11 protein-coding genes and 1 tRNA gene are annotated in these 12,781 nt (G+C 62.9%); 8 read left to right on the forward strand and 4 right to left on the reverse strand.

Features of this window, described 5'->3' with window-relative positions; translation table 11 throughout:
• Window positions 1–14: 14 nt before the first annotated feature.
• A complete protein-coding gene (locus PLD_RS29845) occupies window positions 15–1,232 on the reverse strand; it encodes an MFS transporter (protein WP_159898343.1) in 1,218 nt (405 codons plus the stop codon).
• A gap of 325 nt (window positions 1,233–1,557) precedes the next feature.
• Between PLD_RS29845 and PLD_RS29850 the strand changes: the two genes are divergently transcribed.
• A complete protein-coding gene (locus tag PLD_RS29850; protein WP_159898344.1) occupies window positions 1,558–3,615 on the forward strand; it encodes a methyl-accepting chemotaxis protein in 2,058 nt (685 codons plus the stop codon).
• 15 nt (window positions 3,616–3,630) lie between these two features.
• Here PLD_RS29850 and PLD_RS29855 read toward each other — a convergent pair whose 3' ends face one another.
• On the reverse strand, window positions 3,631–4,536 hold the full coding sequence (locus PLD_RS29855) for a LysR substrate-binding domain-containing protein (RefSeq protein WP_159898345.1): 906 nt from the start codon (window positions 4,534–4,536) through the stop codon (window positions 3,631–3,633).
• Between the two features lie 226 nt (window positions 4,537–4,762).
• On the opposite strand from PLD_RS29855, the gene PLD_RS29860 reads away from it, so the two are divergent.
• From PLD_RS29860 to PLD_RS29885, 6 genes are all read left to right on the forward strand, one after another.
• Window positions 4,763–5,881 (forward strand): ABC transporter ATP-binding protein, encoded by a 1,119-nt coding sequence (locus tag PLD_RS29860; RefSeq protein WP_159898346.1) that lies wholly within the window; start codon window positions 4,763–4,765, stop codon window positions 5,879–5,881.
• Window positions 5,882–5,896: 15 nt separating this feature from the next.
• Entirely contained in the window at window positions 5,897–6,817 is a 921-nt protein-coding gene (locus tag PLD_RS29865) for an ABC transporter permease (RefSeq protein ID WP_159898347.1), read from the forward strand.
• Window positions 6,814–7,623, forward strand: a complete 810-nt coding sequence (locus PLD_RS29870) for an ABC transporter permease (protein WP_159898348.1) — start codon at window positions 6,814–6,816, stop codon at window positions 7,621–7,623. Before PLD_RS29865 ends, PLD_RS29870 begins: the two co-directional genes overlap by 4 nt.
• Before the next feature lie 27 nt (window positions 7,624–7,650).
• Window positions 7,651–8,685 carry an extracellular solute-binding protein gene (locus tag PLD_RS29875; protein ID WP_159898349.1) on the forward strand — a complete coding sequence of 345 codons (1,035 nt, stop codon included), beginning with the start codon at window positions 7,651–7,653 and terminating at the stop codon, window positions 8,683–8,685.
• 70 nt (window positions 8,686–8,755) lie between these two features.
• Complete coding sequence (locus PLD_RS29880; protein ID WP_159898350.1) at window positions 8,756–10,219, forward strand: amidase; 1,464 nt, start codon at window positions 8,756–8,758, stop codon at window positions 10,217–10,219.
• Window positions 10,220–10,296: 77 nt separating this feature from the next.
• Window positions 10,297–10,373 (forward strand) — tRNA-Met (locus PLD_RS29885).
• Window positions 10,374–10,460: 87 nt separating this feature from the next.
• Here the strand turns inward: PLD_RS29885 and PLD_RS29890 are convergent.
• A complete protein-coding gene (locus tag PLD_RS29890; protein WP_159898351.1) occupies window positions 10,461–10,763 on the reverse strand; it encodes a hypothetical protein in 303 nt (100 codons plus the stop codon).
• Window positions 10,764–10,826: 63 nt separating this feature from the next.
• Window positions 10,827–11,531, reverse strand: a complete 705-nt coding sequence (locus PLD_RS29895; RefSeq protein WP_159898352.1) for a YafY family protein — start codon at window positions 11,529–11,531, stop codon at window positions 10,827–10,829.
• 309 nt (window positions 11,532–11,840) lie between these two features.
• Between PLD_RS29895 and PLD_RS29900 the strand changes: the two genes are divergently transcribed.
• Complete coding sequence (locus PLD_RS29900) at window positions 11,841–12,680, forward strand: 5'-nucleotidase, lipoprotein e(P4) family (RefSeq protein ID WP_159898353.1); 840 nt, start codon at window positions 11,841–11,843, stop codon at window positions 12,678–12,680.
• Window positions 12,681–12,781: the final 101 nt, after the last annotated feature.

Consider the following 12,781-nt stretch of genomic DNA (forward strand, 5'->3'; position numbering starts at 1 on the left):
CGAACAACCGCGCGTCAGGCTTTGCGGGTACGCGGCAGGAAGATCGCCAGCACTCCGAACAGCGGCAGGAACGAGCACAGGAAGTACACGTACTCGATGCCATGGATGTCCGCCAGGTGCCCCAGCAGCGCCGCGCCGATCCCGCCAAAACCGAACATCAGGCCGAAGAACACCCCGGCGATCATGCCGACGTTGCCCGGCACCAGTTCCTGGGCGTAGACCACGATGGCGGAGAACGCCGAGGCCAGGATGAAGCCGATCACCACGCTGAGGACGCTGGTCCAGAACAGGTCGACATGGGGCAGCAGCAGGGTGAACGGCGCCACCCCGAGGATCGAGAACCAGATCACCGCCTTGCGCCCGATCTTGTCGCCGATCGGCCCGCCAAAGAAGGTCCCCGCCGCTACCGCGCCGAGGAACAGGAACAGGTGCAGTTGCGAGCTGGCCACCGACAGGTCGAATTTCTCGATCAGGTAGAAGGTGAAGTAGCTGGTGAAGCTGGCCATGTAGAAATACTTGGAGAACACCAGCAGCCCAAGAACCACCAGGGCGCTGATCACCCGGTTCCTCGACAGGCCGTGGGTCGCCGCATGACCCTGCTTGAGCTTGTGCAGGCGCAGGTGGTTAGCGTACCAGCGACTGATGGCGTAGAGCACCGCCAGGGCCAACAGCGCGAACAGGCCGAACCAGGCCACATTGCCCTGGCCGTAGGGAATGATGATGGCGGCGGCCAGCAAAGGGCCGAATGCGGTGCCGGCATTGCCGCCCACCTGGAAGCTCGACTGCGCCAGGCCATAACGCCCGCCCGAGGCCAGCCGCGCGACCCGGGAAGCCTCCGGGTGAAAAGTCGAGGAGCCGATGCCGATCAATGCCGCCGCCAGCAGGATCAAGGGAAAACTGCCGGCCTGGGACATCATCATGATGCCGATCAGGGTGCAGACCATGCCCGTCGGCAGCAGGAACGGCAAGGGGCGCCGATCGGTGTAGAACCCCACCCAGGGCTGCAGCAGAGAGGCGGTGAGCTGGAAAGTCAGGGTGATCAGGCCGACCTGAGTGAACGTCAGGCCGTAGTTGTCCTTAAGCATCGGGTAGATGGCCGGCAATACCGCCTGGATCAGGTCGTTGATCAGGTGCGCCAGGGCCACTGCGCCGATGATGCGCAGCACCAGTGGGCTGCTTTGTGAAGCCGGGACACTCGTCGTTGCGACGTTCGAAGAGTTGCTGCTAGCCATAGAGTTTTCCGTACAGCGGGTGGGTGCACAGGGGCAGGTGCGCCAATGTGCCATTTTTCAGTGCGCCCAGGCCATCCCCTTAGCAGGCTAACGACTTCTTCCACCTGACTAATAGCTCATCGCCATGGTCTGAATCTTGCTCTGACTGGCAGACCAACCCGGCGCCCTTATCCAGGGCGTCGAAAATGGGAAGTAACGCTACAGCGCCGGCTTGATCCTGGCAGCCGTCGCACACTTTCCGAAGCCTTTTTACAAGGGCACGGGGTCCGGGCCACACGCCCCGATCGCACGCCGATGGTGCGTGGTGTCCAGAGGAGCAATCGGCATGCATCTATTTCTAGCACCGGGGATTAGTCTGTTGGGGCGCTTTGGCTTTGCCCGCAAATTCCAGTTGCTGTTTTTGCTGTTCATCCTGCCGCTGCTGGGCAGCCTGTGGATGATTGGCCAGGACTACCACGACAAGCTCGGTCTGATGGCCACCGAGCGCTCTGGGGTCGAGCAATTGTTGGCCCTCGATGCCCTGGATAACTTGCTGACCGCACAACGTGATCGTGCTGCCCGCTGGCGTGCCACCGAAACCAACCGCAAGCCGACTCCGGCGACCCTTGCCGCCGTGGCGGCCTTCGATGCGGTGCAGCCCGCCGTGCTCCAGGCTTACAGCCAACTGGGCGAAGCCCTACAGCAGACCGGTGCTCAGAGCGACACCCTTACCCGCTACCAGGCATTGCAAGCCCCCCTGGCGCAACTGGACTCGAAAAGTCTGGCCAGCGTCGGTTGGTGGCCGGACGGTTACGAGCGCTTCACTTCGGCCCTGAGTGCTCTGCAGGCGCTGCGCGAACAGATCGCCATGGACACCCGCCTGACCCTCGCCCCCTGGCTGGAAACCTACCTGCTGACGCAGATTTCTACCCAGCACGCCCCGGACCTGATCGAGCGGGTCGGACGCCTGGCCGCCGTCGGTCAAGCCTCGGTGGTCTCGGGCCAGTTCACCCTGCAAAGCCGCCTGCAACTGCGTGACCTGCGCAGCCGCATCGGCGATGCAAGGGAGCAGTTGAGCAAGACCGGCAGCCTGCTGGAGACGCGCCTGCCCAGCGCCCTGCAAGGCTGGGCCGGGCACTATCACGATAGCCTCAAGCACCTGGATGACCAACTGAGCGTGCTGGATGACGGCATGTTTGGCGGCGACATCAAGCTCAAGCCCGAACAATTCGAACAGAGCCTGGACAGCCTGCTGGGCAACCTTGCAGACCTGCGCCAGACATCCCTCGCGACCCTCGACAGACGCCTCGACCATTACCAGGGTTCAGCCCTGCGCCAGTTCATTCTGGTGGCCACGGTGCTCGGTTGCCTGGTGTTGGCCGCCTTGTACCTGTTCATTTGCCTGCAAGCCTCGATCCGGCGCAGCGCCAGCGGTATCACCCTACTGGCCGAAGCCCTGCGCGACGGCAACTTGTGCCTGCAAGTGCCAGTACAGGGACGCGATGAACTGGCGCTGATCAGCAACGCGTTGAACGTCGCCGTGGTGCAACTGCGTAGCAGCCTGCAAGGGGTGGATCACGAGACCCTGCAACTGGGGGACGCCGTGCGCAGTCTCAACGATCATTCCAGCGGAGCCTTGAGCGAAGTCGAGGCCCAGCAACAGCAGATCAGCCAGATCGCCGCGGCCGCCACACAACTGGCCGCCACCTCCCAAGGGGTCGCGCAAAGTTGTGAACAGGCATCCGGCAGCGCCCAGCACACCCGGCGCATCGCCAGCGACAGCAGCCGCGACAGCCAGCGCACCACCGCCAGCATCCAGCAACTCAACCAACGCTTGAACGACACCGCCGCCGCCCTCGCCCGGGTCAGTGAACAAGGGCAGCAAATCCAGCTGGTGGTGGACACCATTCGCGGCGTGGCCGAGCAGACCAACCTGCTGGCCCTGAACGCCGCCATCGAAGCCGCCCGCGCCGGGGAGCAGGGCCGGGGCTTCGCCGTGGTCGCCGATGAAGTGCGCAGTTTGTCCCAGCGCACCCAGTCCTCCACCGAGCAGATCGCCGCCACCGTGGACAGCCTGCGCGCGACCGTGAACGAGGCGGTGAACCTGATGGAAGCCGCCTGCGGCCAAGCCCAGAGTGACGCGCAATCAGTGACCGGCCTGGGCCAGCGCCTGGTGGAAATTGCCGATGCCGTACAAGGAGTCAGCGATACCCTGACGCAAATCGCTACCGCGGTGGAAGAGCAAGCCAGCACCGCCGATGAAGTCAGCGGCAATATCCAGCAAGTGGATCAGGCCGCCGTGCGCCTGCTGGAGGGGGCCCGGGCGGTGAACCTCGCAGCCGACCGCCTGAGCCAAGGCAGCCAGGCCCTGAGCGCCAACACCGGACGCTTCCAGTTGACCTGAGGCGCTGGGCTGCCATCAACCGCTGATCCGCGCCTCGGGGAAATCCGCTTCGAGTTCGGCCTTGAGCCACTGGATAAACCATTGGACATCCGCCGACCACTCAGGGGCCGGCGTCAACACCCGATAGCTTTCCAGCTTCACCTGATCGGCCAGCACCCGCACCAGGGTGCCGGCCTGGAGCTCCTCACGCACCAGCACTTCATTGGCCAGGGCGATGCCGCCACCGCTTTCGGCCACCGACAGCGCATGGTCGTTGTTCACATAAATCAGATCGGATGTGAGGTGAACCTGCAGGCCATTGGCGGCGAACCACAGGTTCCACCACTCCCCGTCATCGAAATGGATCAGCGTGTGGCGGGCCAGATCCGCCGGCCCAGTGATCGGCTCGATACTTTGCAGATAGGCTGGGGTACAGATCGGAAACACCCGGGGGCAAATCAAGCTGACCCGCGACTGGGGGTATTGCCCGTCCAGGCCGTAGGCGATCCCCAGGTCGGCACTCTTGGCGTCGACGTCGGTGAAGGTCGAATTCGGTTCGATGGCAAACTTCAGTCCCGGGCGCAGATGGCGCAGCGCCTCCAGGCGCGGGGTCAGCCAGCGCTTGGCAAACCCCGGCACCACCATGATCCGCAACCAGCGCTCGGCGGCCTTGGACTGAACCTCGCGCCCGGCCTCGATGATCAAGCGCAAGGCCGCGGCGGTCTTGCGGTGATAAGCCTCCCCCGCCGGGGTCAGGATCACCCCGCGCGAGGTGCGTTCGAACAACTGCACACCCAGCCAATCCTCCAGCAGTTTCACATGGCGGCCGATGGCGGGCTGGGTGACATGCAGCGACTTGGAGGCTTCGACATAGCTGCCCAAACGGGCCGCGGCATCAAAAGCCCGCACCGCATTCAACGGCGGCAAACGCTGTTCGGCCATGGTTCTACACGCCCTTGCTATTAAATTTTTTAATAGCATGTATGTTAAAATTGATGTTTCGCCCCCGCAACCCCTCACTGATAATCCGCTCCAGCAGAACCATAAGAACCCGCGCAAAGCCCGTAAAAACAGGCTTTGCACGCATCCGAACACATCTCGATCCTGCCCTAAGAAAAACAATATCCATGGCCTGCACGACAGCCCGTGGGGGAATCGGAGGTAAGGCATGAATGCCCTGCATGCGCTGCAAACACTGGCGGTGTCCATCCGCTCGGTGCGCAAGGTCTACGGCGATCCACACAGCGGCCCGGTGGCCCTGAAGCACATCGATCTGGACATCCGCGACAACGAATTCTTCACCCTCCTGGGGCCCTCCGGCTGCGGCAAGACCACCTTGTTGCGGATGATCGCCGGCTTCGAATTCCCGACCCAGGGCGAGATCCTCCTCTATGGCGAGAACATCGCCGAGCGGCCGCCCTTCGAGCGTCCGGTGAACACCGTGTTCCAGCATTACGCGCTGTTCCCCCACATGACCCTGGCCGAAAACCTGGCCTTTGGCCTGGAATCGCGGCCCATGGGCCAGGTGCTGAGCAAGGCGCAGATCGCCGAGCGGGTGCGCGAGATGCTGGCCCTGGTGCAGATGGAACGCTTCGCCGCACGCAAGCCCAACCAACTCTCCGGCGGCCAGCAACAACGCATCGCCCTGGCCCGGGCCCTGGCGCCCCACCCCAAGGTGCTGTTGCTGGACGAACCGCTGTCGGCCCTGGACCTCAAGCTGCGCCAGGCCATGCGCGAAGAACTCAAGGCGATCCAGACCAAGACCGGCATCACCTTCATCTTCGTCACCCATGACCAGGAAGAAGCCCTGACCCTGTCCGACCGCATCGCCGTGCTCTCCGAAGGCGAAGTGCAGCAAGTGGGCCGCCCGGAAGAGATCTACGAGCAGCCGCGCAACCGCTTCGTTGCCGACTTTATCGGTGAAACCAACTTCATCCAGGCCACCGTCAGCCGCGTTGAAGCCGGCCTGGCCTGGTTCAGCGGTCCGGCCGGAGAGGCACTGCCGGCGCCCCCCTGCAACACGGTCAACGTCGGCCAGCAGGTCACCCTGTCCGTACGCCCGGAGCGCCTGCACCTGCGCAGCGACGCCGTGGAGGGGGCCCTGGCGTGCCGCATCGAGGCGCAGATCTACCTGGGCACCGACCTGCAATACCAGGTCAGCCTCGGCGACGGCACGCGCCTCACGGTGCGCACGCCCAACAACCTCGAACACCATCCGCGCCTAGCCGTGGGCAGCAGTGCCGGGCTGGTGTTCGAACGCGGCAGCGCCAGCGTCCTGCTCGATTGACCACGAGGATTCGCCATGCACGCCTCATCGATTTCCCAGCACCTGGAACGGCGCAAGGCCCTGCGCAGTTTTCTCGGGGTCAGCCCGGCGCTGATCGCCATCGGCCTGTTCCTGATCGTGCCGATCCTCATCGTCATCGGCTATTCGCTGATGGAAGCCAACCCCTACGGCGGGGTGAACCAGGCCTTCAGCAGCGACGCCTACACCTCGCTGCTGTTCGAGCGGCAACTGGATGACAGCCTGGCCTTCACCGACTCCTACCTGCTGATCGCCCTGCGCTCCATCGGCATCGCCGGGCTGACCACGGTGATCACCCTGCTGATCGGTTTTCCGGTGGCGGTGTGGCTGGCCATGCAACCGGTGCAGCGCCGGGGCTTGCTGATCTTCCTGATCACCGTGCCGTTCTGGGCCAACCTGCTGATCCGCACCTACGCCTGGATTCTGCTGCTGCGCAACACCGGGGTGATCAACAACAGCCTGATGGGCCTGGGGGTCATCCACGAGCCGTTGCAGTTGCTGTACACCGACGGCGCGGTGCTGCTGGGGCTGGTCTACACCTACGCGCCCTTCGTGGTGCTGCCGATCTACGCCACCCTGGAAAAGATGGACATCCGCCTGCTGGAAGCCGCCCAAGACCTCTACGCCGGGCGCTGGCGCACCTTGCGCAAGGTGGTGCTACCAATCGCCAAGCCGGGGATTTTTGCCGGGGCGATCCTGACCTTCGTGCCTTGCCTGGGGGCAATGATCGCCCCGGAACTGCTGGGGGGCGGCACCCGGATGATGCTCGGCAACCTGATCTTCCGCCAGTTCAGCGACGCCCGTAATTGGCCCTTCGGCGCCGCCCTGTCCCTGGTGCTGATGGCCACAGTGATGCTGGTGCTGACCGTCTACGCCCTGCGCGCCCAGCGCCAGCGAACCCTTCAGGAGGGTGCATGATGATTCGCCTGTTCAAACGCAACGGCCCAGGCGTCCAGGACTTTCCCGGCTTCGGCGGTTTCAGTTTGCTGTTCTACCTATACCTCTACGCGCCGATCCTGGTGCTGGTGGTGTTCTCCTTCAACGCCAACCAGTCGGCCACGGTGTGGAGCGGCTTCAGCCTCGACTGGTACCGCGCCGCGTTCGCCAACCAGGCCCTGCGCCAGGCCGCGGGCAACAGCCTGCTGATTGCCGTGTGCGCCAGCATGGCGGCCACGGCGATTGCCACCCTCGCGGCCCTGGGCACCTCACGCGGGGCGAAGTTCAAGGGCCTGCAACTGTCCATGGGTGCCATCATGCTGCCCCTGGTGCTGCCGGAAATCGTCGTCGGCGTGGCCACCCTGGCGCTGTTCTCCACGTTGGGGCTGTCCCTGGGCTACGGCAACCTGATCATCGCCCACACGGTGTTCTGCATCCCCTTCGCCTATTTGCCAATCCGCGCCCGCCTCAACGACATGGACCTGTCCCTGGAGCATGCGGCGGCGGACCTGTACGCCGGCCCCTGGCGCACCTTTGGCAAGGTGACCCTGCCGCTGCTGATGCCGGGGATCGTCTCCGGGCTGATGCTGGCCTTCATCGTCTCCCTGGATAACTTCGTGATCTCGATGATGGTGTCCCAGGCCGGCACCACCACCCTGCCGATCTTCATCTTCGGCCTGTTGCGCATGGGTGTGACACCCGACGTCAACGCCGTGTCGACGCTGATCCTCGGCGTCTCGGTGCTGTTCGTCAGCCTCTCTTACCTGTTGAGCAAGAAACACGCTTGAACCGTCCACTGACCTTGGGGAAATGCCATGAGCAAGTTGATTGCAAGTCTGGGAACCTCGCTGCTGCTGAGCCTGCCACTGGCGGTACAGGCCGCCGAGAAACTCAACGTCGTGAGCTGGAGCGGCTACTTTTCGCCGCAGATTCTCGCCAAGTTCCAGAAGCAGACCGGTATCGAAGTCACGGTGGATTCCTACGATTCCAACGAAACCCTGCTGGCCAAGCTGAAACAGGGCGGCACCGGTTATGACGTGGCGATCCCGTCCCACCAGTTCATTCCGATCCTGATCCAGGAGCAGTTGCTGGAGCGCTTCGATCCGGCCAAAGAGCCCTATTACGCCAGCGTGGTCGACAACCTGAAAAAGCCCACCTGGGACCCTGAAGGCGCCTACTCGGTGCCCTTCATCTGGGGCACCACCAGCGTGGTGCTCGACGGCGAACGCTACACAGGCCCGAGCGACAGCTACAAGGTGCTCTACCAGCCGCCGGCAGAGCTGCAGGGGCGGATCAACATGTTCGACTCGGTGAGCGAAGTGATCGACATGGCCAGCCTGTACCTGAACATTCCGCTGTGCAGCGAAGACCCCAAGCAGATGCAGCAGATCCTCGCCCTGCTCAAGGCGCAGAAGCCCTTCGTCAAGACCTACAGCTCCAAGGCTGGGGCGATCCGCGAGAACCTGGCGGCCGGGGAAATCGACATGTCGATGTTCTGGGGCGGCTCGTCGATGCGTGCCCGGGAGATGAAGCCCAGCCTGAAATACCTCTACCCGAAAGAAGGCGTGCTGGCCTGGGTGGACAACATGGTCATCCCCAAGGGCAGCAAGCACCCGGCGAACGCCAAGGCCTTCATCGCTTTCCTCAGCCAGCCTGAGAACGCCGCCATGACCCAGAACTTCCTCAAGCACCAGAGCCCGATCAAGGGCGTCGAACCCTTCCTCGACGCCGGTCTGAAGGATGCCCCCGAGCTGCACATTCCCGATGGCACCAAGGTGGTCTTCAGCCAGACCTGCGGCGAAGGCGCGATCCGCCTCGCCGACCGCCTGTGGACCAACCTGATGCGCTGAGCTGCGTTGACTTCTGCCGCCCCGGCCTGGATGCCGGGGCGTTTCTAAAGCCGTTTGAAAGGCCCCTGCCATGATCGCCAATCCCCCCAGCGAACTGGTCCTGCTCCAGGCCCATGAACTCGCCGAGCGTATCCGCCTGCGTCAGGTTTCCTGCCGGGAAGTGATGCAGACCTACCTTGCCCACATCGAGCGCTACAACCCTCTGGTCAATGCCCTGGTCAGCCTGCAACCGGCCGAGCTACTGCTGGCCCAGGCCGACCAGCGCGACGCCGAACTGGCCCGTGGCAAGTACCGTGGCTGGATGCACGGCCTGCCCCACGCGATCAAGGACCTGTCCCTGACCCAGGGCATCCGCACCACCCTGGGCTCGCCGCTGTACCGGGATTTCATCCCCGAGCGCGACGGCATCATGGTGGAGCGGATCAAGGCTGCCGGGGCGATCATTATCGGCAAGAGCAACACCCCGGAGTTCGGCCTCGGCTCGCAGACCTACAACCCGCTGTTCGGCACCACCGGCTGCGCCTATGACCCAAGCAAGACCGCCGGGGGCAGCAGTGGCGGCGCCGCCGCGGCGCTGGCCCTGCACCTGGTGCCGGTGGCCGACGGCAGCGACATGATGGGCTCGCTGCGCAACCCGGCGGCCTTCAACAACATCTTCGGCTTCCGACCGTCCCAGGGCCGGGTGCCCTTCGACGACAGCAGCGACCTGTTCATCGACCAGCTCGGCTACGAAGGCCCCATGGCCCGCAGCGTGCGCGACGCGGCCCTGCTGCTGTCGGTGCAGGCCGGCGGCGATGCCCGGGCGCCGCTGTCCATCGCCGAATCCGGCCAGGGCTTCGCCGCGCCACTGGAGCGTGATTTCAAGGACTCGCGCCTGGGTTGGCTGGGGGACTTCAACGGTTACCTGCCGATGGAAAAGGGCCTGCTGCAACTCTGCGAAAAGGCCTTGGGCGACTTCCGCAGCCTGGGCTGCAGCGTCGAACCGGCCAGCCCCGACTTCGCCCCCGAGCGCCTGTGGAGCAGTTGGCGCACCTTGCGCCACTGGATGGTCGCCGGCTCCCTGGGCAACGCCTATGCCGCCCCGTACAAGCGTTCACAACTCAAGGCAGAAGCCATCTGGGAAGTGGAAAACGGCCTCAAGCTGTCCGCCAGCCAGGTCTTCGACGCCTCGGTGATCCGCAGCGACTGGTACCGCGCCATTTCAAAGCTGTTCGAACGCTTCGACTACCTGCTGCTGCCCAGCGCCCAAGTCTTCCCCTTCGACAAAAACACCCCCTGGCCACGCAGCATCGAAGGCGCGGCCATGGACACCTATCACCGCTGGATGGAGGTGGTGATTCCCGGCACCTTGTCCGGCTGCCCGGTGGCCAGTGTCCAGGCCGGCTTCAATGCCGACGGCCTGCCGATGGGGTTGCAGATCATCGGCCGACACCAGGCTGACTTCGCCGTCCTGCAACTGGCCCACGCTTACGAACAGGCCAGCCGCTGGTTCCAGCGCTGCCCATCGCCGCTGATTTCCGAGGGGAAGGGATAAACGGTTGATAGCGTAGATAATTTTTTTATAAAAACGCTTGACGCATTGTCGTTCTGCGCGAATAATGCGCGCCACTTGGCTACATAGCTCAGTTGGTTAGAGCATAGCATTCATAATGCTGGGGTCCGGGGTTCAAGTCCCTGTGTAGCCACCAAGTACTAAAAACGGCTTACCGCAAGGTAAGCCGTTTTTTTATGCCCGCGCAAAAGCAACTGCACGAGCGGCCTTGCAACGGCCCGTTCTACTCAGGGTAGAAATGCCCCATGAACGTCAGTGTTTCTATCGCCTGAGCATATGGGGCAAACCTCAGATCGCCTTCCGCAAAAGCCCGTGCAACGTTCTGCGCATTTTCAAGGCTGTCCCACTTAGCCAGATCGACAAAGACCCGGCCTTGGGGTTCAGGGCTATACCCCGAGAACTCGATCAGCCCATCAAATCCTCGCAGCGCCTCTCGAAGCATCACGCGCAATTGCGGCATTTGGCTTTCAAAACCCTGCTTGACGGTAAAAACGGCCAACTCCAGTACATGACTGCTCTGCGTCATACATCACTCCTTTGCTGTGGTGAAAGGCTGTCAGTATCTGGAGCCCCTACTGACAGCGTGCTGTCAGTGGCTGTTGACGTTCTGAGCCGCCCATTGTTCAGACTGGAACTGCATGTAGGCACGCAGATTCCATTGCCCCTCCAGCGGCGGCTCCTGCTCAGTGATGTGTAAATGGCTGATCCGATCGACCCTGAAATCCCTGTACGCCTTTCTGCTCGTACACCAGGTTCCCACTGTCCACTTCCCGCCCCAGTAGAACAGCCCCAACGGAAACACCAGCCTGCTCGACAACTGCCCACTCAAGCTGAGATAGGAAAAACGCACCGCGCAAGCCTTTTGAATCGCCCGATGCAGGTCATCCAGGTAGTGCTGCTGTACGGTCGAGGGCCTGACCCTCAGAGCCCGAATGCTGGAAAGGCAAGGCTGTGTATTCCGCAACGGCACCGCAGCGGCCACTTTGCTCAGCAGTGTCCTGGCGCAAGCCGCCAGTTCCGCCCCCGCCGAATTTGAAAGCATCTCGACGCCCAGCATCAGCGCATCCAACTCATTCTGAGTCAGGGTCAAAGGCGGCAACTCGAAACCTTCGCGCAGCGCATAGCCGATGCCCTGCATGCCATACAACGGAACACCGCTCACCGACAGGTCGTCGATGTAGCGATAGATAGTGCGGACCGAAACGCCAACGCGCTCGGCCAGATCTTCAGCCGTAATCGGCTGATGCACGCGGATCAGGTTGACGACCTGGAACAGTCGGTCGGACTTGCGCACGTCATGCTCCCTGAGCTGTGTTTGAGAACGACTCGTCTGCGCCTCGCGCACTGGCGCCCTAGGCAAACGAGCCGTAAATGTCATCGACAAACTCGCTAAGAGCCTGGTCAGAAAAGCGGCCATCGTACTGCGTATCGCAAGTACCGAGGCAGGCAACACACCGACCTGTGCATTGCCGCAAAAACGCAGGAGATTACGCCGCATTGATCCACAAACGCGACACCTGCATTGAGCCCCTGCCCGGGGTGAGATAGAACACTGGGGCAGTGTTTGTGAGAGCTGCGCAATCCTCACTTCAAGGGCTCGATAATGACAATAAAAAACCACAGAACTTCAGTCGTTCCCTGGCTGTTCTCGCTCCTGGCCATCAGCTGTGCCCCAGCCTTCGCCGAACAGACCACGTCCCCACCCTCCAACCTGCTAACCGCCGCCGTGGCCTGGAAGCAGACCGCCGCCGAGTTCGAGGCGCTGTACTACCAGGGCTTCAACATCGCCCGAATGCGACTGGATCGCGCCCTGCAGGAACACAAGGCCGGCGACCGGCCGCTGGCGATCATCAGCGACGTCGACGACACCGTACTCAGCAGCAACAGCTACTGGGGCTACATGATCAATTCGGGCAAAGAGTTCTTCGACGACGAGGCCTGGGACAAGTGGGTCGCCGACAATGGCCCGGTGGCCACTCCGGGAGCGGTGGAATTCCTCAAGTACGCCCAGTCCAAGGGCGTCGAGGTGTTCTACGTCACCAGCCGCGACCAGGGCGAAAAGACTGACCAATACGCCCTGGCCAACCTGCGCAAGAACCAGCTGCCCTATGCCGATGAGCAGCACCTGACGGTGCACCGCGACAGCTCCAACAAAGAGCCGCGGCAGCAGGAAATCGCCAAGGACCACAACGTGGTGCTGATGCTGGGCGATAACCTCAACGACTTCAAACGCAAGTACTACGTGGCCGACGTCAAGCAGCGCAGCAGCCTGATGACCGAGGACAAGGAGCAGTTCGGGCGCAAGTTCATCCTCTTCCCCAACCCCACCGACGGCCATTGGCTGAAAGCGATCTTCGGTGATTCCGAACCGCCGGCCACTCCGGAGAATCGGGCCAAGTTCAAGGCCGCGGCTAGCTCGACGGCCTGGCAGATGAAGCCCTGATCCGGTAGCGTCACAGCCCGCGTTCAAGGACGGCCATGGTTCCCCGCGCGCCATGGCCGAGCCCCCCTTTCACTCCCTGCTGCGTCTCGGAATCGCAACAT

The sequence above is a fragment of the Pseudomonas sp. LD120 genome (genome assembly GCF_009861525.1).
Lineage (GTDB): Bacteria > Pseudomonadota > Gammaproteobacteria > Pseudomonadales > Pseudomonadaceae > Aquipseudomonas.